Genomic DNA, 22,855 nt, shown 5'->3' on the forward strand with positions numbered 1-22,855 from the left:
GTTCGCGAAGGGAGATGCAGGTCAGTGCTCGGGCGTATTCTGGTTTTTCTGGGCGGACTGCTGGCCTTGGTGCTGTTTTCGGCGCTGCTCATTCCCTATTTCGTTGACTGGACGGATTTCCGTCGCGATTTCGAGGATCAGGCAAGCCGTATTCTCGGCAAGAAGGTGGTGGTGCATGGCCGGGTCGAAGCCCGAATCCTGCCTTTCCCTTCGGTAACCCTGCATGATGTGCGTGCGGGAACGGATGCGGACGGCTCGCCGCTCATCCAGGTCGCCCGTTTTTCCATGGATGCCGAGCTTGCGCCGTTCCTCTCCGGTGAGGCGCGCATCTTCGACATGCGTATCGAGGAACCCAAGGCCAAGATCAGGCTCTTGAAAGACGGCACGCTGGACTGGATGCGTGGCAGCCGAGCGGAAATTCCTGCCCGCACCGTGGTGCTGGAAAGCGTACAGATCGAAGGCGGGCAGATCGAATTCATCGATGAGCAATCCGGCCGCAACCGTGTCGTGACCGGTCTCAGCGCAGACATGTCCGCCAATTCGCTGGCCGGCCCGTGGAAGGCGGAAGGGCGTGCTGCCGTCGACGGGCATCCGGGTTCCTTCTCCCTCTCCAGCAGCGAGCCCGATTATGCCGCCGGCCGCATGGGGCTCAGGGTGCGGCTGGTGCCGGACGAGCATCCGGTCGAGGTCGATCTGGACGGTGCGATCGCCGCGGCGGCGGGAAAGCCAGCCTATAGCGGCTCGTTCTCCTTCATCTTCCGTGAAGACGAAAAGCAGAAACAGGCCGGACCGTCGCTATTTTCCTCGCCACGCACCCGCGGCAGTTTCGAACTGACCAATGAGAGTGTGCGCATATCGAGCTACCGCATGGAACTCGGCGGCAGCGAAAATCCCTATGTCGTGACCGGGGAAGCGACGCTCGATACCGGTGCGAAGCCGGAGTTCCTGCTGACGGCGGATGGCCAGCAGATCGATGTCGCCCGCTTCGCGCCACCCGTCGTGCAGACGGGCAAGACCTCGCGCCAGCCCACCGTTTCGGTGCGTCAGCGCATCGAGGCCTTTGCGGCCATGGTCGCCCGCATTCCGGTGCCGCCGGTGCCGGGCAAGGCTAGCATCAGCCTTCCGGCCCTTGTTTCCGACGATACGACCATCCGCGACATCAGGCTGGATGTGCGCCCGGAAGGCAGCGGCTGGCAGGTGGTGAATGCGGTTGCGACCCTGCCGGGCAGGACGCAGCTGGAAGCCAAGGGATCGCTGACACTGCTTGGCGGCCCGGCCTTCAACGGTAATCTGCTTGTGGCCTCCAACCAGCCCTCGGGGCTGGCCAACTGGCTTTCCGGTTCCGTCGATCCGGCAATTCGGCAGCTCAACGCCGCCGGTTTTTCCGCCGATGTCTCATTGACGACGCGCAACCAGCGTTTCGACAATCTCGAGCTTGCCATAGGCGAGGCATCGCTGAAGGGCGAGCTGGAACGGCGCTCCGACGGCAAGACCTCCAATCTCTCCATCGATCTCGCCGGCAACGAAATCGACCTTGATGCCCTGAAGGCGCTCGGCAGCCTGGCGCTTGGCGATCAGGTGGGAAGCTCGGTTCTCGATCATCGAATCAATGCCAAGTTCAAGGCCGACCGTTTCAACATGGCCGGCGTGACCGCCAATCATGTGGAGACCGCCTTCAGCATGGCAGGCGGCATCCTGACGCTCGAAAACATGACGGCGGGCGATATTGCCGGCGCCGAGGTGCGGGCCAGGGGAGAGCTGCAGGGCTCGCTGCTCAAATATGCGGGCAAGGGTACGGTGAACCTGCATGCGGCGGATATGCAGCCGTTCTTCACCATGCTGCAGCAGAAATTGCCTGATCACCCGTTCCTCGGGCGTCTGGCGGCGAGCGCACCCTGGTACGCCAATTCCGACCTTGCCGTGGATGTTTCCGTCAACAGCGAAAATGGCGGGGCCAATGTGGCCGTCTCCGGTACCGTCAATGGCAGCCGTCTGTCGGCCGTTGCCAAGATGCCGGATTTCCTGTCGATCACCGATGATACCGCGATGTCGCTGGAAGCGGTCCTGAAAAACCAGTCGACGGCGATCCTGTTCGGACAGGCGGGGCTTGACCCGCTGCCCTTCGATGCGGATGGTGAGGGGCTTCTCTCCGTCAAGCTCAATGGCACGCTCGGTTCGCCCGCCCAGACCGACATACGTTTTTCGACGGAGCGCACGCATTTTTCGATGAACGGCTCCTTTGCCGTTGCGGCCGCCAATTTCGGTGAAGGCAGTGCCGATGTGGCGCTCGAAAGCGCTGATATAGAGCCATATCTCATCATGAACGCGGTGGGGCTGCCGCAGCTCGGCGGCGGCATGGCCGTGAAGGCCAATGCGAAAGTGGCCGTCGATGGGCAGAAGATCGCTTTTTCCTCCGTTGGCGGGCAGGCCGGTGGCAATCCGTTCTCGGGCAATCTCGTCATTCAGCGTGCCGCGCCTTATCCTGTCAGTGGCGATCTTGCGCTCAGGACCGTCGATCTCGCCTGGCTGGGCGATGCGATCTACGGCCCGGTGATCGATCCGGAAACCGGTGCGCTCAATGCCAAGCCGCTGGCCATGGCTGCTTTCCCGCAGCTCAAGGCCGCGCTGTCGCTGAAGGCGGAGAATTTCGAAGCCGGGCCTTTCGGCACGATCACGGGTCTTGCGGCCAAGGTCACGCATGATTCGGGCAGTCTTGCGCTGGACGATGTCACGGGTGGCTTCATGGGCGGTAAATTGACCGGCCGGCTGGCCATGTCCACGGGCGAAGGGGCGGGAATTTTCCGCACCAAGATCGCGGTGGCCGATGCCAATCCGGAGCCGATCCTGTGGGCGAATGCCAATGGGCCGGTTGCGACCGGCCGGGTGGCGATCGACCTGACAGCCGAATCGACCGGCAAAAGCGTCGGCGAGATTCTGAAGTCTGCCGGCGGCTCAGGTGAAATCCGTGCCGGCGGGCTCGTGCTGAAGGGGCTCAATCCCGGTGCCCTGCCGCCGATCCTGCAGGCGGCCGATGGTTTGCAGCAGCCGATCGATGCGCCCAAGGTTCGGCCGCTGGTGGATCAGAGCCTGTGGCAGGGTGAAATCGGGCTTGGCGATGTGGGCCTGCCGTTCTCGCTGAATGGCGGTGCGCTTCATTTCCAGAATTTGCGTGCCGGTATCGATCCGGTGACGCTTGCCGGCGATGCGACCGTCGACCTTGCCGCATCGACCGTGAACGGCGATCTCGATCTTCTCTTCAATCCGGGTACGGAAGCCGTTGCCGGGGCCGAACCGTCGCTGCGTCTCAACTATAACGGCCCGCTGGCCGCGCCGGCATTGACGACTGATGTTTCGGCGCTCAGCAACTACCTGTCGCTGCGGGCTTTCGAAAAGGAGCGCCGTCGGGTGGAGGCCATGCAGGCCAGCGTTCTTGAAAAGCAGCGCCTGCGCCGCGAAGTGGCGCTCTACCGTTCTCAGGCGGCCGAGCGGCAGGCTGAAAAGCAACGGGTGGAGGCGGAAGCCAAGGCCAAGGCGGAAGAGGAAGCCCGCCAGAAGGCTGCGGCTGAAGAGCGTCTTCGTCAGGAGAAGGAACAGCAGGAGCGGTTGCAGCAACAACAGCAGCAGCAACAGCAACCCGTGCCGGAGCCGCAATCGGCACCGATGCTGGTAGTGCCGCCGACCGAAAATGCGATCCGGGAGCTGGCGCCGGAAAACGCGCCGGCCAATCGATAGGCTGTTTGAAAAGCTGGAGCACACCGGTCTAAACGAAATCGCCGGAGGTGCTCGAGCCTTTTGTTTTCCCGCGTTTTCCGGACGTAGAATCGCCAGGCACTTTTACTGGACATGCTCTGAGGCGGACCACTCGCCAGATTGCGCTATCTGGATACATCCCTGAAGCGGCGTCATCTTCCGGTTCGCACCGGGAATGCCTGCCATTGCCGCGCCAATTGCGAATCCTCAGTCCAACCCGGAGACGATTGTTTGACTAAGATTCGCGATATTGTCTGGGGACGAATCTGATGCGGTCCTCGGCCTGCCTTTTCTGCCGCCTGTGACCTGCCCGGCAGCCGGCTAGATCCAGCTTTCGCGTTCGCCAAAGGGCGTGCTGACGTCGAAGTTCTTCGTGCCGATCCTGCTGCTCTCGCCGGACAGGCTGGGTTTATCCGCACTGTCGGTCGAAGATGTGGACTTATCGGTGCTGTTTTCGAGGGCTTCGAGCTGCGCCTTGAGCGATGCGATGGCGCTCTTCAGCTCCTCCTGTGCTTTCGCTTCGGTGGTCTGGGCCAGTTCCGACTGCTTTTCGGCAATCTGGGCTTTCAGTTCGGAAACGCTTGAAGAGGAGGTGGATGAAGAAGAGAGAACGGAAACAGCGATGCTTGTTCCGGAAACGGCAGAAACCATGGTCGCCTCGTGGCGGATGTGTGGATTGGAAAGGTATGGAATAAAGACCGAAAACAAGGCTACGCAATACGGGAATGCCTTGCAGCACAAATTAGGCCGCGAATGTTTAATGAATGCTTTCACGGCGTTACGAGTTTTTGGCAGGAATATTTGTAGTTGCCCGGAGAAAGAGCGGAAGCGGCGAGCCCGTATCGCCGGACGGCCGGAAACGTTTACCGGGTCTTGAGCCAGTTCAGCACATAGACGCGCAGGGACGAGGACAGATTGCTGTCGGCGGGCCTGTTGTCATCTATTTCCGCCAGCAGGGCGGCGAAGCTGATCTTGCGCTTTTCGGCAATCATCTTCAGCTCTTCCCAGAAGGCGTCTTCAAGTGAAATGCTGGTGCGGTGGCCGTGCAATGTTGCTGAATGCTTGCGGATCATCAGATCGGCCTCCGGCTGGAAATCTGAATCATGTTTCGCCGGCAGGCCTCTGTCTTGCGGTTGGTTTCTATACTGCGGCGCGCTGGTTGCGGCAGCCCTGATACGTCAGTCCCTGTCGGTCCCGCCATCGTCCTTTTCGAGCCGGCCCTGGTCAAGGCGCTTTTCGGCTTTCTCGTTAAGGGCGGCGGTGAGGTCTTTTTCAGCCTTGGTGCGGCCGAAGGACAGGCGGTTCTGTTCCGCCTGCTTTTCCTTTTCGTTACGGGCTTTCTGCTTGCGAAACTGACGCAGATTGACGATATCGGCGGCCATGCGGATATGTCTCCCCGTGTTTCCTAATGTTGGGACAAAAGGCCGTTATTGCTTCTTGCGGAAAGCGTCGAGCGAAACGACGGAGCCTTCCTTCTTTTCTTCACCGGTTTTGGGCGTCTCGGAAGAAGCTGCCGGCTTTGCTTCGCCGGATACGGGGTAGGCGGTGATTTCGGCGTCTTCCATCTCTTCCTCGTCGGCCAGCGGCACGTCGAACTCAAGCTCGAAATTGACGGAAGGATCGTAAAAACCGCGAATGGCGTTGTAAGGGATAACCAGCTTTTCCGGCGTATCGGAGAAGGACAGGCCGATTTCGAAGCCGGTTTCCGTAACCTTCATGTCCCAGAACTGGTGCTGGATGACGATGGTCATTTGCTCGGCATATTTGGCCTTGAGGTGCTGGGAAATCCGCACGCCCGGTGCGCCGGTCAGGAATGTGATGAAGAAATGGTGGTCGCCGGGAAGGCGGCCGGTGGCGGCCACTTCACCCAGAACCTTGCGAATAACGCCGCGAAGGGCATCCTGTGCGAGAATGTCGTAACGGATATGATCCTGCCCCATGCGGTCCTGTCTTTCCCTTATTCGAACGTCTTTTAATGCGCTGCGCGCCTTGCGCGCCAAGGACGCTGTAACAGTCTGAATCTTCGCACAATCCTTAACCGGATATTGAACTCGATCCAAGCGGCTGCGCGTTGCCCAAGTATACGCAATGTCCTGAACGGCAGCAACGGAAAAGCCGATGCCGTCCGCAAGTCAGCTATCATATAACCAATTCAGGCAAAATGGAGAAGGTGGAGGTTTCTGTTGCCAGGTACCTCCGAACCCCGCCTCACGGGGCTAACCGTGAGGGCTTTAGAGCGGAATTCCCGCACCGCCATTAGGCAGCGAGAGCATATTCCTTAGCGTTGTTGTCGTTTGCAACTACACTTGTGACCCGATAACGGCGGTATCATGCCGAGCAAAAGTTCGATCTTTACGCCCTTGTCGATCCTGTTTCGCCCCCATCAAAAGCCGGCCTTCTTCCAGAGAGGGCCGCCGGTTTTTGGTGGAGGCGCCGGGTACCGCCCCCGGGTCCAATAGGTTTATTACACCGACCGTTTATCGCCATAGCCGGGTTGCCCCGGCAAGGCTCATATAGGCGTTTCGCCCGGCGGAGAAAAGGGGGGGCATGACAATTCCATGAAAAGGTTTCGTGATTGCGTCTGGCAGTTTAGACAATTCTTGACGACGAGGGATTGCTGTCACATTCTCCATGCAACCGGTCATTAGAAGCAACACCGGGCCGGGGATACACGAAGGAGTGGACATGACTGACTATCTCGCAGATGTGAAGAAATACGACGCAGCAGCCGACGAAGCCGTGGTCGGCAAGATCGTCAAACATCTCGGCATTGCCTTGCGCAACCGGGATTCCTCGCTGGTGTCCGCTTCCGATCCGGAAGAACTTGCGCGCGTCAAGGCGAGCTGGTGCGGCAAGAAGCTCGGTATCACCGACGATAGCGCCGACAAGGCGATCGACGCCGTCTGCAAGATCATGGCAGGTGACCGCTCCAAGTCGCGCGTGACCTTCTATTATCTTGTGGCCAAGGAACTGGGTAAGCTCCAGTCGCTGTGATTTGAGCCGGGGATAAGCCCGCATTAGGTGATTGGTTCTGCCGCCATGTGCTATTATATTCCCTGATATCAGGGAATCGGCGGCAGAACGTATGAAACAATATCTCGATCTTCTCCGGCATGTCATGGAAACCGGCTCCGACCGCGGAGACCGCACCGGCACGGGTACGCGCTCGGTCTTCGGTTACCAGATGCGCTTCGACCTTTCCGAAGGTTTTCCGGTTCTCACCACCAAGAAGCTGCATCTGCGCTCCATCATCCATGAATTGCTGTGGTTCCTGAAGGGCGATACCAATATCGCCTATCTCAAGGAAAACGGCGTTTCCATCTGGGACGAATGGGCCGACGAGAACGGCGATCTCGGTCCGGTCTACGGCGCGCAGTGGCGTTCCTGGCCGGCGCCGGACGGCCGCCATATCGACCAGATCGCGCTTCTGATCGAGGGTCTGAAGACCAACCCGAATTCCCGTCGCCACATCGTTTCGGCGTGGAACCCGGCGCTGGTGGACGAAATGGCGCTGCCGCCCTGTCACTGCCTGTTCCAGTTCTATGTTTCCGATGGAAAGCTGTCCTGTCAGCTCTATCAGCGCTCTGCCGATATCTTCCTCGGCGTGCCGTTCAACATCGCCTCCTATGCGCTGCTGACGCTGATGGTGGCGCAGGTCACGGGCCTGAAGCCGGGTGATTTCGTTCATACGCTGGGTGACGCGCATATCTATGCCAATCATTTCGAGCAGGCGCGGCTGCAGATGACCCGCACGCCGAAAACCCTGCCGACGATGCGCATCAACCCTGACGTAAAGGACCTTTTCGCCTTTAAGTTCGAAGACTTTACGCTTGAGAACTACGAAGCCGATTCAAGCATCAAGGCGCCGATCGCGGTATGAGCGGGCCGCGTGTCACCCTCATCGTCGCGGTTTCGGAAAACGGTGTCATCGGCCGCGACCTCGACATGCCGTGGAAGCTTTCCACCGATCTGAAGCGCTTCAAGGCGATGACGATGGGCAAGCCGCTCATCATGGGTCGCAAGACGTTCCTGTCGGTCGGTGAACGTCCTTTGCCGGGGCGGCCGCATATCATCATCAGCCGCAATGCGGATTATCGGCCTGACGGCGTGGATGTCGTTTCGTCGCTGGATGAGGCGTTCAAGCTTGCAAAGACGAAGGCTGCGGAGCTGGGTGTGGACGAGGTTTTTGTTGCCGGCGGCGGCGAAATTTACCGTCAGGCCATGCCCTTCGCCGATCAACTTTCCGTCACCCATGTCGCCGTAAAACTCGATGGCGATACTTTTTTCCCGGAAATCGATCCCGCCGTCTTTGAAAAAATCGAGGAAAGTGCCGTTCCCGCAGGGGAAAAGGACAATTATCCGGTTCTGTTCACCACTTATGTGAGAAGAGCCGCGTCAAAGTGAACTATTTACCGCGATTGGGTATTTAGTTACCACCTCTGCGTTGAAACGGACGCTTCTCCTTCCTATAACGGGTCGATATTCCCGCCGCACGCGAGCAATCGCTTTCGAACGGAACCGGGAGAGGCTTTTATAAAGAGGTATTGATGCCCTGGAGCAATCAGAATGGCGGCGGCGGCCCTTGGGGCGGCGGCGGTGGAGGAAACAACCAGGGCGGCGGTGGCGGCCCGTGGGGGCAGGGGCCTAACCGGCCTCGCGGCGGCGGTGGCGGCAATAATGGCGGCCCGCCCGATCTCGAAGAGATCATCCGCCGCAGCCAGGACCGTTTCAAGAATGTCCTGCCTGGCGGCTTCAATGGCGGCGCGGTTGCGATCCTCGTGCTTGTCGTTCTCGTTTTTCTCGGCATCCAGTCCGTCTATACCGTTCAGCCGGACGAGCGTGGCGTGGAGCTGCGTTTCGGCCGTCCCAAGGACGAAATCTCGATGCCGGGCCTGCATTTCCATCTGTGGCCGATCGAGACGGTGGAAATCGTCAAGGTCACCGAGCAGCAGCAGAATATCGGCTCGCGCGCCTCGTCTTCCTCGTCCAGCGGCGTGATGCTGACGGGCGACCAGAACATCGTCAACGTCCAGTTCTCGGTACTCTATACGGTCTCCGATCCGAAATCCTATCTCTTCAACGTCGACAGCCCGGCGGAAACCCTGCAGCAGGTTTCCGAAAGCGCCATGCGTGAAGTCGTCGGTCGTCGTCCGGCACAGGATATTTTCCGCGATAACCGTCAGGCGATCGCGGCGGATGTGCGCACCATCATCCAGTCCACCATGGACGGTTATGGCGCCGGTATCTCCATCAATGCCGTGGCCATCGAAGATGCGGCGCCGCCGCGTGAAGTGGCCGATGCCTTCGATGAGGTGCAGCGCGCCGAACAGGACGAAGACCGCTTCGTTCAGGAAGCCAACCAGTACGCCAACCAGAAGCTCGGTGCCGCACGCGGTCAGGCCGCGCAGATCCTCGAAGAGGCGAACGCGTACAAGTCGCGCGTCGTCAACGAGGCACAGGGTGAGGCACAGCGTTTCGTCTCCATCTATGACCAGTATCGCACGGCGCCTGATGTGACCCGTCAGCGCATGTTCCTGGAAACCATGGAGCAGGTGCTCAAGGGTTCCAACAAGATCATCATCGACGAGAAACAGGGCGTAGTGCCTTATCTGCCTCTGAACGAGATCATGCGCAACAATCCGGGCGCAGCACAGCAGGGAGGCAACTGATATGAGCAACCGTCTTACGGCCGTTCTCGTCGGTCTCGCCGTTCTGCTTTTTCTCGGCTATTCGTCGATCTTCGTGGTCAACGAGCGTCAGCAGGCCATCGTCGTCCGCTTCGGTCAGATCCAGGATGTGAAAACGGCGCCGGGCCTCTATTTCAAGCTGCCCTTCGCCTTCATGGATGCCGACCGGGTACAATATATCGAGAACCGGGCGCTGCGCTTCGATCACGACAACATCCGTGTTCAGGTGTCCGGCGGCAAGTTCTACGAGGTCGATGCCTTCGTGGTCTATCGCATCACGGATGCACGCCGCTTCCGGCAGACGGTCTCGGGTGACCAGATGTCGGCGGAATCGCGCCTGCGCACCCGTCTCGACGCCTCGCTGCGCCGGGTCTACGGTCTGCGCGGCTTCGAATCGGCGCTTTCGGACGCACGTGCATCGATGATGCAGGAAGTGCGTGACGATCTGCGTCCCGACGCGGAATCGCTCGGCATCAGCATCGTGGATGTCCGCATCCGCCGTACCGACCTGACGCAGGAAGTCTCGCAGCAGACCTTCGAGCGCATGAAGTCGGAACGTCTGGCCGAGGCCGAATTGATCCGCGCCCGTGGTAACGAAGAGGCGCAGCGCCGCCGCGCCATCGCCGACCGTCAGGTCGTCGAGCTGGAATCCGACGCCCGCCGTCAGTCCGAAGTGCTGCGCGGTGAAGGCGATGCGGAGCGCAACAAGGTGTTCGGCGAGGCTTTCCAGCGCGATCCGAACTTCTTCGAGTTCTATCGCTCCATGTCTGCCTATGCCAACTCGCTGAACGGCAACGGCACGACGCTGGTCCTGTCTCCGGATTCGACCTTCTTCCGCTATTTCAACAATATCGACGGCGCGGCGCCTGCTGCTCCGGCCGCACCTGCGCCAGCACCGGCGAACTGATAGCGGATCAAATGATTTTGGAGGGGCCGGTTTTTACCGGCCCTTTCTTTTTACTCCGTTTTCGTGCCAATGCTGTCGACAGGGGCAAGCATCATCCGCCTGTTCACGAAAAGGTATTTTTACACTTCATCATTCCGCCTTATGCTTTGTCGATATATGCAGGGCAGGACTATTTGAAACGCGAGGACGCTTATGGCCGTGACCCTTCTTTCGCCTTTTCGCAGCAGCATTGCCGCAGTCGCGGGCATCGCACTTGTGGCGGGTAGCCTTTCGGCGCCGGTTGCAGCGAGAGCGCAGAGCCATGGGCCGGAATCGGTGGCCGATCTTGCCGAACCGCTTCTTGATGCGGTGGTGAATATTTCGACGTCGCAGAACGTCAAGACCGAGGGCAAGGGCCCCGTTCCGCCGCGTCTGCCGGAAGGGTCGCCCTTCCAGGAATTCTTCAAGGATTATTTCGACAGCCAGAAGCCGGAAGGTGGCGAAAAGGTCAATTCGCTGGGCTCGGGTTTCGTCATCGATCCGGCCGGTTATGTCGTCACCAACAACCACGTCATCGAGGGTGCTGATGCCATCGAGGTGATTTTCCCGAACGGCTCGAAACTCAAGGCGACGCTGGTTGGCACCGATACCAAGACCGACCTTTCGGTCCTGAAGGTGGAGCCGAAAGCGCCGCTGAAGGCGGTCAAGTTCGGCGATTCGCGCAGCATGCGCATTGGTGACTGGGTGATGGCCATCGGCAATCCCTTCGGGCTTGGCGGATCGCTGACCGTCGGTGTCATTTCCGCGCGCGGCCGCAATATCAATGCCGGTCCCTATGACAATTTCATCCAGACGGATGCGGCGATCAACAAGGGCAATTCCGGCGGTCCGCTCTTCAACATGAAGGGCGAGGTGATCGGCATCAATACGGCGATCATTTCGCCGAGCGGTGGTTCGATCGGCATCGGTTTTGCCGTGCCGACGGAACTCGCCCAGAATATCGTGCAGCAGCTGATCGAATTTGGCGAGACGCGTCGCGGCTGGCTCGGTGTTCGCGTCCAGCCTGTTACTGACGATGTGGCCGCGAGCCTCGGCATGGACAGCGCCAGGGGGGCGCTGATTTCCGGCGTGGCCAAGGGCGGGCCGGTGGAAAACGGCCCGATCCAGGCCGGCGATGTCGTGCTGAAATTCGACGGCAAGGATATTCATGAAATGCGGGATCTCTTGCGGATCGTGGCGGAAAGTCCGGTCGGCAAGGAAGTCGATGTTGTGATCCTGCGCGACGGCAAGGAAGAGACCGTCAAGGTCAAGCTTGGCCAACTGCAGGATACCACCGACGAAAAAGCCGCGACCGAAGACCCGCAGGCCGAGGATGGTGATGGTGGGATGGTGGCGCCTGATGATGATGGCGGCACCGACGATCAGGCGCAGGACCAGACGCCGGAAGTGCGCGAGGCGCCGCAGAGCGTTCTCGGCATGAATCTGGTCGTGCTCAGCAATGAGTTGCGCACCGAAAAGGGCATTGCCGAAAGCGTCGAAGGTGTGCTGGTCGCAAGTGTCGATCCCGGTTCGACTGCCGAACAGAAGGGCATGAAGGCCGGCGATATCATCGTCGAGGTCGGTCAGGACTTCATGGAAGTTCCCGGCGACGTCCTGGTCCGCGTCAACGGTCTGAAATCCGAAGGCCGCAAGAATGCACATATGATGGTTGCCGATGCCCAGGGCAATCTGCGCGTTGTGGCGTTGCCGCTGGAGTAAGCCGCTTTCCGCCCGGTCCGGCAGGAATCGGGTGGTTACGATCCCGACCTCTCTCTAATCCTTGGTCGCCATCAAAGGAGACCAAGGATATGAAATTGCTCGAAAACAAGGTTGCCATCATCACCGGCGCGTCATCCGGCATCGGCCGGGCGACGGCAAAGCTGTTCGCCGCTCAAGGGGCGGCTGTCGTTATCAATGCGCGGGGTGCTGCGGCTCTGGAAGAGGTCGCCGCTGAAATTCGCGAGGCTGGCGGCCGCGTCCATACGGTGGCGGGCGATGCCGGTGTTGCCGAAACCCATTACCGGCTTACGGATGCGGCCGAGAGCGTCTTCGGCGGTCTCGATATCGCCGTCAATAATGCCGGCGCGGTCGGGGTCATGAAGCCGCTGGCGGAGATTTCGCCCGAGGAATGGGAGCATGTGTTTAACGTCAATCTCACCTCTGCCTTTCTGGGCGCGCGTTGCCAGATTCCGCCGATGTTGACGCGGGGTGGCGGGTCCATCGTCTTCACCTCGAGCTTTGTCGGTACCAGCGTCGGCATACCGGGCATGACGGCGTATGGGGCTGCGAAGGCGGCGTTGATGGGGCTCGTAAAAGGCGTTACCGCCGACTATGCCGTCAGGGGTATTCGCGCCAACGCGTTGCTGCCCGGCGGGGTCGATACACCTGCCGCCGGAGATGCGGCCCAGAAGGAATGGGCCGCCGGCCTGCATGCGATGAAGCGCATCGCCGAGCCGGAAGAAATTGCGCAAGCCGCGCTTTTCCTCGCCAGCCCGATGGCGAGCTTCGTGGCCGGTTCGGCGCTGTTTGCCGATGGCGGCAACGCGGCGGTGAAATAAACTCCGGAACTGGTGGGCGGGGCGTTACCGCGTCCGCCATTCCTCCAGCGTCAGCGCATAGGTCACGTGTGGTCGCAGATGGGGGTGCGTTTCTTCCGGTACGCGCGGATGATCGAAATCGCGGGAGGGGTCGCGCTTCAGGCCGATGCGCTCCATTACCGCCGTCGAACGCTGGTTGTTATGGACGGCGAAGGAGACGATTTCCGGCGTTTCCTTTTCATCGAAGGCCATGACGAGCAGCGATTGCGCGGCTTCCGTCACATAGCCGTGCCCCCAGAAGCGGGTGGCGAGCCGCCAGCCGATCTCCATGGTTCCGAGCGGGAAGGGCGGGTCGAGGTTCATGACGGGCGATATGCCGCAAAAACCCATAACCTCGCCGGTCTCGCGCAATTCCATGGCGTAAAAGCCATAACCGCTGCCACGGATCATGCCGTTGATGGTTTCCAGCACGGCGTCCGCTTCCGCATGGCTGCGGCGGAAGGGAAAAAACTCCATGACCTTTTCGTCGGCGTTGATTTCGCGGAACAGGTCACGATCGCTCTCCTTCCACTCGCGCAGAATGAGTCTTGGTGTCTCGCGGATGATCATGGAGTGACAAAATCCGTCTTGCGATAGCCCTGAATGTAAAGAAGCGCGGTCAGATCACCGTGGTCGATGCGCATCTGTGCTTCGGCCGCCACGGCCGGCTTGGCGTGCAGGGCAACACCCGCGCCGGCCAGATGCAGCATACCGAGATCGTTGGCGCCATCGCCGACCGCCATGGCCTCTTCCGGCGAGATGCCGAGCTTTGAGGCGATATCGTTCAGCGCATCCACCTTGGCCTGCTTGCCGAGGATCGGCTCGGCCACCGTGCCGTCAAGCTCGCCATTGGCTTCACCGAGCAGATTGGCGCGGTTCTCGTCAAAACCCAGCATGGCTGCGACGCGGCCGGTGAAGACTGTGAAGCCGCCGGAAACGAGGGCGGTGTAATAGCCTTTCGCTTTCATGGTGGCGATAAGCTCCCTGCCACCGGGGGTGAGGGTGATGCGCTTTTCGATGACATCATCAATGACCGAAACCGGGAGGCCTTTCAGCAGCGCCACACGTTCGAGCAATGCCGGTTCGAAGGCGATCTCGCCATTCATGGCGCGGGCGGTAATAGCGGAGACCTTGTCCTTCAGACCCACTTCAGCGGCCAGCTCGTCGATGCATTCCTGGCCGATCATGGTCGAATCCATATCGGCGATCAGCAGCTTCTTGCGGCGCTGGTCCTGCTCCTGGATGACGATATCGATTTTCCGGTCGATGATTGCCAGGCGCAGGAGACGATCCGCCGTCGCCATATCCGTTCCTTCGGGCAAAGCGATATCGCAGGCGATGCCATCCGCCAGCCAGTAAAGGCCTGACGCATTGACGGCCTTCGCGGCCGCTTCGCCGAGGGCCGGTGTCAGAACAGGATTTGACGGATTGGCGATAAGCGTGGCAACGAGAGCCATGATGAAAAACCTTGATGAGAATTTTGATGCGATCCTGATAACCGGCCCGACGGCAAGCGGCAAGTCCGCGCTTGCGCTTCGTCTGGCGCGGGAGCGTAACGGTGTTGTCATCAATGCCGACAGCATGCAGGTTTACGATACGCTGCGGGTGCTGACCGCCCGGCCTTCGGAAGAGGAAATGGCGGGGGTGCCGCATCTTCTCTACGGCCATGTGCCGGCGCGCAACCTCTATTCGACGGGAGAATGGCTGCGGGATATCTCCGCCCTGCTTTCCGACCTGCGCGGGCAGGGGCGTTTTCCTGTCATCGTCGGTGGCACGGGGCTTTATTTCAAGGCACTGACGGGTGGCCTCTCCGACATGCCCGCAATTCCCGATGACATCCGCGAGGGTTTTCGCGCCCGACTGGTCGCGGAAGGGGCGGCGACACTTCACGCCGCATTATCCCGCCGTGACCCGGCCACGGCGGAAATGCTCCAGCCGGGAGACGGGCAGCGCATCGTCCGGGCGCTGGAAGTGCTCGAGACGACCGGAAAATCGATCCGGGATTTCCAGCAGGCCCGAGGCCCGGTGATTGTCGATCCCGACCGCGCACAAAAATTCGTCGTCCTGCCGGAAAGGCCGGTGCTTCATGAGCGCATCAACCGGCGTTTCGAGGCCATGATGGACAGCGGCGCGGTGGAGGAGGTGGAGGCGCTTCTCGCGCTCAGGCTTGCGCCCGACGCAACGGCGATGAAGGCGATTGGCGTTGCCCAGATCGCCGATATGCTGGCCGGACGCATGGGTGAGGCCGAGGTGATCGAAAAATCGGCCACCGCAACCCGCCAATATGCCAAACGGCAGATGACCTGGTTCCGCAACCAGATGGGAGAAGACTGGACCCGCATCCAGCCCTGAAAGCCGGCGTCAATCCTTGCGGTAAAGACTGCCGAGCGGTTTTTTCAGCAGGCTTTCGCGCAGCGAAGGGCGTGTATCGGCGGGCGGGCCGCTTTGCGCCTGCATCTGGAAGCCGGCCTTGCGCAATTCGTTGACGGCTCCCGAGGCGCTGTCCGTCCTCGCCGGATTTTGCGGTGCTGGCGGCGTGCGGCCGGGCAGCATGTCGGGGCGATAGGGTTCGTATCCCCCTTCCGTCGTCGGACCCAGTTCACGCTTCCAGCTGTCGATATCGTCGGCCTTCCCGTGGGGCGGCAGCGGCTCCTGCTGATCGGAGAAGGCCGCCTCGACGCTTTGCTGGAAGCCGGTGATGACCGGCCTGGCTGCGGCACGCATGCGGGTGACGATGTTGTTCAGGTCGACGGTATCCGGCGTCTCGTGGGGGGCGTGGCTGACCGTACCGCTCGCCTTCGGCAATTTGCTCATGGGCACCCGGTCGAAGCGCATGCGCATCGGCACACCGACAGCCTCGCCGAAGGCGATGGCCTCACCATTGCCGATGGACGACAAAAAGCTGGTGGTCGAAGCCGAGGCGTTCGGAACGGCAGACAGGATGATCTTCTGGTCGATCTCGTTCGAGAGCCGCATGGCAAAAACGGTCGAGCACTGCGACAGGATGGTCTGGTCCAGTTCGCTCGGCCGCTGGCTGATGACGCCGAGCGAAATGCCGTATTTGCGGCCTTCCTTGGCAATCTGGGCGATGGATTGCCGGGTGGGGAAAAAGCCGCGTTCGGGGTCGGCGGGAACATAGCGGTGGGCTTCTTCGCAGACGACCAGCATGTGCAGCGATCCGCGTGCGAGAACGGCAAGCTCGAAGGACATACGGCAGAGGACGGAGACCACCGAATTGACGACTTCGGAGGGAATGCCCGACAGCTGGAACACTGAAATCGGCCTGCCTTCGCCGGGAATACGGAAGATATGCGCCACCGTCTCCAGAATGGTGTCACTGATCGTATTGCTGGAGAACATGAAATTATAGCGGGGGTCGTTGATGGCCGAGAGGATGCGGCCTTTCAGCGAACGCAGCGCCGGCTTTTCGCCGCGCCCTTCCAGCCGCCCGATGCGCTCGTCGATGAAGGCCAGAAGATCGGCCATGCGGTAGGGGATCGGCGTGTCCGGCGTGATCGCGCTCTTGTCGGAGGTGCGGCGGACGGCGGAGCCTTCGGTACCGCGAAATGCCTTTTTCGCCTCCGGGATGACTTCGCGCAGAACATCCATCTCTTCCGGCACGGGTTTGCGGCCACGGAAGATCACCTCCGTAAATTCCTCAAGGCGCATCAGCCAGAAAGGAAGGTCGAGCGTGTCGGTATCGATGACGACAGAATGATCCGGAAAGGCGGCGGCGAATTCGTTATGCGGATCGAGAATGAGAACGCGCAGTTTCGGGTCTGTCTCGATCGCCTTGTGCAGCAGCAGGGACACCGCGGTGGTCTTGCCCACGCCTGTCGAACCCACGACCGCGAAGTGTTTCGAAAGCATCTGGGGAATGCTGATGGAGGCACCGATCGTCTCGTCCTGCGTCAGCTTGCCGATGATGCAGCTGTCGCGCTTGCCGCTGTCGTAAATCCTGGCGAGGTCACTGGTGCGGATGCGATGCGCTACCGCACCGAGATAGGGGTAACGGGAAATGCCGGAGGAGAAGCGTTCGCTGCCGTCTTCGGTACGGTAGACTTCTCCCACCAGTTCCACGTCGATCAACAGCCTGTTCGCCCTGTCCGACGACCAGTATCTTTCATCGGTGCGCATGGCGAAGACCAGTGCCGCAACACGGCTCGTTCCCATTTCGATGGAGATCAGGCGTCCGACGGACCAGAGCTGCGCAATATCGGTGGAACCCGGTTCCGTTTCAGCGGCGATTGTCGCATGGGCACCGTCGCAGGCGATGACACGGCCAAGCATGCGGTTTGCCGGTTGCTGATCGGATCGCCGTTCGTTTTCGTCCGCGCGGGACGCTTTATGAATCTCGCTATTGTTCACATCGTATCCCGGGACATGCGGATGATCGCGGTGGTTCGGGCAGTATCTGCGTCTTCGAGAATAAAAGATTATATTTAACAACAGGTGTATCAATCGCGTTCGAAAATTTCGTGGGCCTATGCTTTTTCGCAATAAAAGAAGCGGCCGCCGATTTTTTCCGCAATATGCGTTGACGACAGGCGCTTTTCTGGCTAACACTCCGGCCCATGAAAAATCTTAACGTACTTATCGTGGTGGGACGGCGCATGGGCAGGATGGTGTAACCATCCGGCGAAAGCACCCATGCGCTGAACGAGGCTCCTCTAGGGGCCTTTTTTTATGTCTTCAAACAGGCCCTCGGGCTCCTCGATATCCAAAGCCAAAGCGGGATGGAAACAGGCAATGACGGATAAGGACAATACGGAAAACAGCAATCGCATGACAGGGGCGGAGATCGTTCTGCAGGCGCTGAAGGACAATGGCGTCGAGCACATCTTCGGTTACCCTGGTGGTGCCGTGCTTCCGATCTATGACGAGATTTTCCAGCAGGAAGACATCCAGCACATTCTCGTGCGCCACGAGCAGGGCGCTGGCCACGCCGCCGAAGGTTATGCCCGTTCCACCGGCAAGGTTGGCGTCATGCTCGTCACGTCCGGCCCCGGCGCGACAAATGCGGTTACCCCGCTGCAGGATGCGCTGATGGATTCCATTCCGCTCGTCTGCCTGTCCGGCCAGGTTCCCACCACGCTGATCGGTTCCGACGCGTTTCAGGAATGCGATACCGTCGGCATCACGCGCCCCTGCACCAAGCACAACTGGCTGGTCAAGGACGTCAATGAACTGGCGGGCATCATTCACGAGGCTTTCCGCATCGCGCAGACGGGTCGTCCCGGTCCTGTCGTCGTTGATATTCCGAAGGACATCCAGTTCGCCACCGGCACCTATACGCCGCCTTCCGCCTCCGTTCAGCAGAAGAGCTACAAGCCGAAGGTTCAGGGCGATCTGAACGCCATTCATGCGGCCATCGAGCTGATGTCGAAGGCGAAGAAGCCGGTTTTCTATACCGGCGGCGGCGTCATCAATTCCGGCCCGGAAGCCACCCGTTTGCTGCGCGAACTGGTCGAGCTGACCGGCTTCCCGATCACCTCGACGCTGATGGGTCTCGGCGCTTATCCGGCTTCCGGCAAGAACTGGCTCGGCATGCTGGGCATGCACGGTTCCTACGAAGCCAATATGACGATGCATGATTGCGACGTTCTGGTCTGCGTCGGCGCGCGTTTCGACGACCGAATTACCGGCCGCATCAATGCCTTCTCGCCGAACTCCAAGAAGATCCACATCGACATCGACCCGTCCTCGATCAACAAGACGGTTCGCGTCGATGTTCCTGTTATCGGCGATGTCGGCCATGTTCTGGAAGATATGGTTCGCCTGTGGCGCGCTCTGCCGAAGAAGCCGGAAAAGGCGCAGACCGCCGACTGGTGGGCGCAGATCGAGCGCTGGCGCGCCCGCAATTCCTTCGCCTACAAGAATTCCAAAGATGTCATCATGCCGCAATATGCCTTGCAGCGGCTTTATGAGGCTTCGAAGGGACGCGACACCTACATCACTACCGAAGTCGGCCAGCATCAGATGTGGGCGGCGCAGTTCTTCGGTTTCGAGGAGCCCAATCACTGGATGACCTCGGGCGGTCTCGGCACCATGGGCTACGGCCTGCCGGCGGCCATCGGCGTTCAGGTCGCGCATCCGGACGCACTGGTCATCGACATTGCCGGTGACGCCTCGATCCAGATGTGCATTCAGGAAATGTCCTGCGCCATCCAGTACGGCCTGCCGGTGAAGATTTTCATTCTCAACAACCAGTATATGGGCATGGTGCGCCAATGGCAGCAGCTGCTGCACGGCAACCGCCTGTCCAATTCCTATACGGAAGCCATGCCTGATTTCGTCAAGCTGGCGGAAGCCTATGGCGCGGTCGGCATGTATTGCGACGATCCGAAGGAACTGGATGACAAGATTGCCGAGATGATCGCGGTCAAGAAGCCCGTCATCTTCGACTGCCGCGTCGCCAATCTTGCCAATTGCTTCCCGATGATCCCGTCTGGTAAAGCCCATAACGAGATGCTGTTGCCGGACGAGGCGACGGATGAAGCGGTTGCCAACGCCATTGACGCCAAGGGCCGTCAGCTAGTCTGAGCCGGGAGAGGAAAAGGACATGAACGCACACCTACAACCCACCGGCTCCGCCTATTTCATCCAGAAGGAAACGGCTGCCGTCGAAAATCACACGCTGTCGGTTCTGGTCAGCAACGAGCCGGGCGTTCTCGCCCGGGTCATCGGCCTGTTCTCCGGCCGCGGCTACAACATCGAAAGCCTGACGGTTTCGGAAACGGAACATGAAGCGCATCTGTCGCGCATCACCATCGTCACGCGCGGCACACCGATCGTGCTGGAGCAGATCAAGGCGCAGCTGGAGCGCATCGTGCCGGTGCACCGGGTTCTCGACCTCACCGTTCGCGCCCGCGAGCTGGGACAGGAGCGGCCGATCGAGCGCGAAGTGGCGCTTATCAAGGTGGCTGGTACGGGCGAAGTCCGTGCCGAAGCGCTGCGCCTTGCCGATGCGTTTCAGGCCAAGGTGGTGGATGCGACTGTCGAGCATTTCATCTTCGAAATCACCGGCAAGTCGTCAAAGATCGACCAGTTCGTGGCCATCATCAAGCCGCTCGGCCTGATCGAGATCTGCCGCACGGGCATTGCCGCGATGAACCGCGGTTCGCAGGGGATGTAATCTCCCTGTTCGGCGCAGATGCCGGAATATAAGCCCGCGGTTCGCCGCGGGTTTTTTTATGCGCTTCGTCTCCGTCAATCAATATTCAACCATATGGTTGACTTTTGTGGCTGGCAGTCTATATTCAACAACATGGTTGAATTATCTGTTCCACAACTCGACACTGTCTTTCATGCTCTTGGCGACGCGACGCGGCGCACGATGCTGCGTGACCTTTCCCTTGGCGAGCGGACGGTAAGCCAGTTGGCCGAGCCGTTCGACATATCGCTGGCTGCGGCTTCCAAGCACATCAAGGCGCTGGAAAATGCCGGGCTTATCCGCCGCGAGGTGAGGGGGCGCACCCATGTTTGCCGGCTGGCGCCGGAACCGCTGGCGCAGGCGCATGAATGGCTGGGCTTCTACCGGCAGTTCTGGAACAGCCGTCTCGATATTCTTGAGCAGATGCTCCGGGAGGACGATCAGGGAAAACCCCCTGCAGATGGAGGAAATGACAATGGCTGATATTGCAATGGCTGACACCTATGGTCAGCTCGTGGAGCCCGCAACCCTGAAGATCGAGCGGCTGTTGCCGGGACCGATCGAGCGGGTGTGGGCCTATCTGACGCAAAGCGATCTTCGCCGCCGCTGGCTGGCATCAGGCGAAATGCGGCTGGCACCCGATGCGCCATTCGAATTGGTCTGGCGCAACGACGAGCTTTCAAATCCGCCCGGTCGCCGGCCGGAGGGCTTTTCCGAAGAGGAAAAGATGGCATCCCGCATCATTACCGTCGTTCCGCCGCATCGCCTTGTCTTCAGCTGGGGCGAAGGCGGCGAGGTATCGATCGAGCTTCAGGCTCTGGGCAAGGATGTGCTGCTGACGCTGGTTCACCGCCGGCTGGTTGACAGGAAGACCAGGCTCGATGTCAGCTCCGGCTGGCACGCGCATCTCGATATTCTCGCGGCCCGCCTTCAGGAGAAGGAACCGGGACCTTTCTGGGATGCCTGGCTGGCGCTGCGGAAAGAATACGAGCAGCGCATACCCTCATAAGATACGCTCGGCCCTCGGGCCTGACGGCGCGGCTTGCCGCGCCGCTACTGGCGCTTCCGGTGGCGCGGCGGTGTCGTCCCGCTTCTCACGTTCCGATTCAACCGCTTCAGCACCCGATTCCGGAATGTCTCTTAACCCCATGTTCCGTCAGAGCATTTCCAATGCTGTCTTGCGCGTCGGTGGCGGGAATGCGGTGTCGAGGGCGGCCCAGTCTTCCTCGGTTATCTCAAGATCGGTCGCGCCGCGATTTTCCTCGACACGGGAGGCGCTGGCGGATTTCGGGATGGCGATGACGCCATCTCTCTCCAGCAGAAAGGCCAGCGCCAGCTGCGCCGGTGTCGCCTGATAGGCCTTGGCGATGCGGATGAGTTCGTGGTTCTTCAGGATGCGGCCCTGCTCTATGGGAGAATAGGCCATCAGCGGCACACCATGCTGCTGGCACCAGGGCAGCAGCGAAAATTCCGGCCCGCGCCGGGACAGATTGTAAAGCACCTGATTGGCGGCGCAGTTTTTGCCATCTGGCACGGCGAAAAGCTCCTCCATGTCGTCGGTATCGAAATTGGAGACGCCCCAGTCGCCGATCTTGCCATCCCTCTTCAGCCTTTCGAAAGCCGCCACGGTTTCTTCGAGCGGGTGCTCGCCGCGCCAGTGCAGCAGATAGAGGTCGATATGGTCGGTGCCGAGCCTTGCAAGGCTGCGCTCGCAGGCCTCTGCCGTGCCTTTGGCGCTGGCGTTCCAGGGATAGACCTTGCTGACCAGAAACACGTTGTCCCGGCGGCCGGCGATTGCCGTGCCGACCACCTCTTCCGATCGGCCGTCCGCATACATTTCAGCCGTGTCGATCAGCCTCATGCCGAGATCGATCGCCTTGCGGATGCTTTCGACTTCCTGTGGTGCGGATGATCTTGTCTCTCCCATGTTCCAGGTGCCGAGGCCAAGGGCTGGAACCTCTTTTCCGGATGGAAGGCTAACGGAAGGAATGTCGTCATACATCGTTTCGCTCCAGCGTTGTCGACTGAGAATAGCCCTTTGCTCCAACTTCTCAAACCCGGCATGGCGGGGATCGATCCATCAAAAAAATTGACCCCGTCCATCTGTCTGATGGGGTGGTCTGATGGTTGTCCCATGGCTAGGGTCCCCAGCACAGGAGAGACCATGACCGTTGAAACTTTCGTTGCCCTGGTGCTGTTTGCCTTCACCACCTCCATCACGCCCGGCCCGAACAATATGATGCTTTTTGCTTCCGGCGTGAATTTCGGGTTCCGCCGCACCATTCCGCATATGCTGGGTATCGGGGCGGGGTTCCTGTCGCTGTTGATCGGGGTCGGTTTCGGTCTCGGGGCGCTGCTGCATTCGGTGCCGCTGCTCTATACCGGGCTGAAATTCGCGGGCGGGCTCTATCTCGTCTGGATCGCGTGGAAGATCGGCACTTCCCGCAGCCTGAATGAAGATACGGCCGCTACGCAGCCGATGAGCTTTCTTGCCGCCGCCGCGTTTCAGTGGGTCAATCCCAAAGCCTGGGTGATGGCGGTGACGGCGATGGCGACCTATACCAACGAGGCGCAATATTTCGTCACCGTTCTGGTCGTCGGTGTGGCCTTCGCCGCCGTCAATCTGCCCAGCGTTTCCACCTGGGCCGGTTTCGGCTCTGCGCTGCGCGACTGGCTATCCGTGCCGGTGCGGCTCAAATGGTTCAACATCACCATGGCCGTGCTGCTCGTCATCAGCCTCTGGCCAATGCTGAAATAACAGTCT

The 22,855-nt window shown here is 60.2% G+C and carries 22 protein-coding genes and 1 other RNA gene; 14 read left to right on the forward strand and 9 right to left on the reverse strand.

What is annotated here, in order from left to right; all coding sequences use genetic code 11:
* The first annotated feature begins 24 nt into the window (after positions 1-24).
* Positions 25-3,732 (forward strand): AsmA family protein, encoded by a 3,708-nt coding sequence (locus tag N434_RS21290; RefSeq protein WP_110760202.1) that lies wholly within the window; start codon positions 25-27, stop codon positions 3,730-3,732.
* 339 nt (positions 3,733-4,071) lie between these two features.
* On the opposite strand, the gene N434_RS21295 is transcribed toward N434_RS21290, so the two are convergent.
* From N434_RS21295 to ssrA, 5 genes are all read right to left on the reverse strand, one after another.
* A complete protein-coding gene (locus tag N434_RS21295; RefSeq protein WP_110760252.1) occupies positions 4,072-4,401 on the reverse strand; it encodes a hypothetical protein in 330 nt (109 codons plus the stop codon).
* A 212-nt stretch (positions 4,402-4,613) separates the two neighbouring features.
* A complete protein-coding gene (locus N434_RS21300) occupies positions 4,614-4,823 on the reverse strand; it encodes a ribbon-helix-helix domain-containing protein (protein ID WP_110760203.1) in 210 nt (69 codons plus the stop codon).
* Positions 4,824-4,928: 105 nt separating this feature from the next.
* A complete protein-coding gene (locus N434_RS21305) occupies positions 4,929-5,132 on the reverse strand; it encodes a DUF4169 family protein (RefSeq protein WP_110760204.1) in 204 nt (67 codons plus the stop codon).
* Positions 5,133-5,177: 45 nt separating this feature from the next.
* Complete coding sequence (locus N434_RS21310) at positions 5,178-5,690, reverse strand: SspB family protein (RefSeq protein ID WP_110760205.1); 513 nt, start codon at positions 5,688-5,690, stop codon at positions 5,178-5,180.
* Between the two features lie 229 nt (positions 5,691-5,919).
* Positions 5,920-6,293, reverse strand: a transfer-messenger RNA (tmRNA) gene (gene ssrA / locus N434_RS21315).
* A gap of 142 nt (positions 6,294-6,435) precedes the next feature.
* On the opposite strand from ssrA, the gene N434_RS21320 reads away from it, so the two are divergent.
* The 7 genes from N434_RS21320 to N434_RS21350 all read left to right on the forward strand — a co-directional run bounded on the left by N434_RS21320 (position 6,436) and on the right by N434_RS21350 (position 12,920).
* Positions 6,436-6,744, forward strand: coding sequence for a DUF2853 family protein (locus tag N434_RS21320; RefSeq protein ID WP_065113728.1), 309 nt, complete (start codon positions 6,436-6,438; stop codon positions 6,742-6,744).
* Between the two features lie 91 nt (positions 6,745-6,835).
* A complete protein-coding gene (locus N434_RS21325) occupies positions 6,836-7,630 on the forward strand; it encodes a thymidylate synthase (protein ID WP_110760206.1) in 795 nt (264 codons plus the stop codon).
* The gene (locus N434_RS21330; RefSeq protein WP_110760207.1) at positions 7,627-8,154 is read left to right on the forward strand and encodes a dihydrofolate reductase; all 528 of its coding nucleotides are present in this window, start codon (positions 7,627-7,629) and stop codon (positions 8,152-8,154) included. Before N434_RS21325 ends, N434_RS21330 begins: the two co-directional genes overlap by 4 nt.
* A 143-nt stretch (positions 8,155-8,297) precedes the next feature.
* The gene (gene hflK / locus N434_RS21335; RefSeq protein ID WP_065113725.1) at positions 8,298-9,419 is read left to right on the forward strand and encodes an FtsH protease activity modulator HflK; all 1,122 of its coding nucleotides are present in this window, start codon (positions 8,298-8,300) and stop codon (positions 9,417-9,419) included.
* 1 nt (position 9,420) lies between these two features.
* Positions 9,421-10,344 (forward strand): protease modulator HflC, encoded by a 924-nt coding sequence (gene hflC, locus N434_RS21340; RefSeq protein ID WP_065113724.1) that lies wholly within the window; start codon positions 9,421-9,423, stop codon positions 10,342-10,344.
* Between the two features lie 192 nt (positions 10,345-10,536).
* Entirely contained in the window at positions 10,537-12,081 is a 1,545-nt protein-coding gene (locus N434_RS21345; protein WP_065113723.1) for a Do family serine endopeptidase, read from the forward strand.
* Positions 12,082-12,170: 89 nt separating this feature from the next.
* Positions 12,171-12,920: an SDR family oxidoreductase gene (locus tag N434_RS21350; protein ID WP_110760208.1), complete on the forward strand. Its 750-nt coding sequence runs from the start codon at positions 12,171-12,173 to the stop codon at positions 12,918-12,920.
* A gap of 24 nt (positions 12,921-12,944) precedes the next feature.
* Here the strand turns inward: N434_RS21350 and N434_RS21355 are convergent, their stop codons facing one another.
* Together N434_RS21355 and serB are read right to left on the reverse strand one after the other, a co-directional pair.
* Positions 12,945-13,508, reverse strand: a complete 564-nt coding sequence (locus N434_RS21355) for a GNAT family N-acetyltransferase (protein ID WP_065113721.1) — start codon at positions 13,506-13,508, stop codon at positions 12,945-12,947.
* Positions 13,505-14,395, reverse strand: a complete 891-nt coding sequence (gene serB / locus N434_RS21360; RefSeq protein ID WP_110760209.1) for a phosphoserine phosphatase SerB — start codon at positions 14,393-14,395, stop codon at positions 13,505-13,507. The genes N434_RS21355 and serB overlap by 4 nt, the downstream gene beginning before the upstream one ends.
* Between serB and miaA the strand changes: the two genes are divergently transcribed.
* Complete coding sequence (gene miaA / locus N434_RS21365) at positions 14,394-15,290, forward strand: tRNA (adenosine(37)-N6)-dimethylallyltransferase MiaA (RefSeq protein ID WP_110760210.1); 897 nt, start codon at positions 14,394-14,396, stop codon at positions 15,288-15,290. The genes serB and miaA overlap by 2 nt on opposite strands.
* A gap of 9 nt (positions 15,291-15,299) precedes the next feature.
* On the opposite strand, the gene N434_RS21370 is transcribed toward miaA, so the two are convergent.
* Positions 15,300-17,306, reverse strand: a complete 2,007-nt coding sequence (locus N434_RS21370; protein ID WP_065113718.1) for an ATP-binding protein — start codon at positions 17,304-17,306, stop codon at positions 15,300-15,302.
* Positions 17,307-17,687: 381 nt separating this feature from the next.
* On the opposite strand from N434_RS21370, the gene N434_RS21375 reads away from it, so the two are divergent.
* From N434_RS21375 to N434_RS21390, 4 genes are all read left to right on the forward strand, one after another.
* Complete coding sequence (locus tag N434_RS21375) at positions 17,688-19,481, forward strand: acetolactate synthase 3 large subunit (RefSeq protein ID WP_065113717.1); 1,794 nt, start codon at positions 17,688-17,690, stop codon at positions 19,479-19,481.
* Positions 19,482-19,500: 19 nt separating this feature from the next.
* Positions 19,501-20,073: an acetolactate synthase small subunit gene (ilvN, locus tag N434_RS21380; protein ID WP_003507555.1), complete on the forward strand. Its 573-nt coding sequence runs from the start codon at positions 19,501-19,503 to the stop codon at positions 20,071-20,073.
* 132 nt (positions 20,074-20,205) lie between these two features.
* On the forward strand, positions 20,206-20,574 hold the full coding sequence (locus N434_RS21385; protein WP_110760253.1) for an ArsR/SmtB family transcription factor: 369 nt from the start codon (positions 20,206-20,208) through the stop codon (positions 20,572-20,574).
* The gene (locus N434_RS21390) at positions 20,567-21,100 is read left to right on the forward strand and encodes an SRPBCC family protein (RefSeq protein WP_110760211.1); all 534 of its coding nucleotides are present in this window, start codon (positions 20,567-20,569) and stop codon (positions 21,098-21,100) included. Before N434_RS21385 ends, N434_RS21390 begins: the two co-directional genes overlap by 8 nt.
* Positions 21,101-21,247: 147 nt before the next feature.
* On the opposite strand, the gene N434_RS21395 is transcribed toward N434_RS21390, so the two are convergent.
* On the reverse strand, positions 21,248-22,093 hold the full coding sequence (locus N434_RS21395) for an aldo/keto reductase (protein ID WP_110760212.1): 846 nt from the start codon (positions 22,091-22,093) through the stop codon (positions 21,248-21,250).
* Between the two features lie 162 nt (positions 22,094-22,255).
* Between N434_RS21395 and N434_RS21400 the strand changes: the two genes are divergently transcribed.
* Positions 22,256-22,849: a LysE family translocator gene (locus tag N434_RS21400; protein ID WP_065113714.1), complete on the forward strand. Its 594-nt coding sequence runs from the start codon at positions 22,256-22,258 to the stop codon at positions 22,847-22,849.
* Positions 22,850-22,855: the final 6 nt, after the last annotated feature.

Source organism: Rhizobium sp. UGM030330-04 (assembly GCF_003208455.1).
GTDB lineage: Bacteria > Pseudomonadota > Alphaproteobacteria > Rhizobiales > Rhizobiaceae > Agrobacterium > Agrobacterium rhizogenes_A.

Coding starts and splice junctions, on each gene's coding strand:
- N434_RS21375 (WP_065113717.1), top strand. CDS start 17,688: ATGACGGATAAGGACAATACGGAAAACAGCAATCGCATGACAGGGGCG.
- hflC (WP_065113724.1), top strand. CDS start 9,421: ATGAGCAACCGTCTTACGGCCGTTCTCGTCGGTCTCGCCGTTCTGCTT.
- N434_RS21350 (WP_110760208.1), top strand. CDS start 12,171: ATGAAATTGCTCGAAAACAAGGTTGCCATCATCACCGGCGCGTCATCC.
- N434_RS21395 (WP_110760212.1), bottom strand. CDS start 22,093: ATGTATGACGACATTCCTTCCGTTAGCCTTCCATCCGGAAAAGAGGTT.
- serB (WP_110760209.1), bottom strand. CDS start 14,395: ATGGCTCTCGTTGCCACGCTTATCGCCAATCCGTCAAATCCTGTTCTG.
- N434_RS21295 (WP_110760252.1), bottom strand. CDS start 4,401: ATGGTTTCTGCCGTTTCCGGAACAAGCATCGCTGTTTCCGTTCTCTCT.
- miaA (WP_110760210.1), top strand. CDS start 14,394: ATGATGAAAAACCTTGATGAGAATTTTGATGCGATCCTGATAACCGGC.
- N434_RS21385 (WP_110760253.1), top strand. CDS start 20,206: ATGGTTGAATTATCTGTTCCACAACTCGACACTGTCTTTCATGCTCTT.
- hflK (WP_065113725.1), top strand. CDS start 8,298: ATGCCCTGGAGCAATCAGAATGGCGGCGGCGGCCCTTGGGGCGGCGGC.
- ilvN (WP_003507555.1), top strand. CDS start 19,501: ATGAACGCACACCTACAACCCACCGGCTCCGCCTATTTCATCCAGAAG.
- N434_RS21345 (WP_065113723.1), top strand. CDS start 10,537: ATGGCCGTGACCCTTCTTTCGCCTTTTCGCAGCAGCATTGCCGCAGTC.
- N434_RS21390 (WP_110760211.1), top strand. CDS start 20,567: ATGGCTGATATTGCAATGGCTGACACCTATGGTCAGCTCGTGGAGCCC.
- N434_RS21305 (WP_110760204.1), bottom strand. CDS start 5,132: ATGGCCGCCGATATCGTCAATCTGCGTCAGTTTCGCAAGCAGAAAGCC.
- N434_RS21355 (WP_065113721.1), bottom strand. CDS start 13,508: ATGATCATCCGCGAGACACCAAGACTCATTCTGCGCGAGTGGAAGGAG.
- N434_RS21325 (WP_110760206.1), top strand. CDS start 6,836: ATGAAACAATATCTCGATCTTCTCCGGCATGTCATGGAAACCGGCTCC.
- N434_RS21320 (WP_065113728.1), top strand. CDS start 6,436: ATGACTGACTATCTCGCAGATGTGAAGAAATACGACGCAGCAGCCGAC.
- N434_RS21330 (WP_110760207.1), top strand. CDS start 7,627: ATGAGCGGGCCGCGTGTCACCCTCATCGTCGCGGTTTCGGAAAACGGT.
- N434_RS21300 (WP_110760203.1), bottom strand. CDS start 4,823: ATGATCCGCAAGCATTCAGCAACATTGCACGGCCACCGCACCAGCATT.
- N434_RS21310 (WP_110760205.1), bottom strand. CDS start 5,690: ATGGGGCAGGATCATATCCGTTACGACATTCTCGCACAGGATGCCCTT.
- N434_RS21400 (WP_065113714.1), top strand. CDS start 22,256: ATGACCGTTGAAACTTTCGTTGCCCTGGTGCTGTTTGCCTTCACCACC.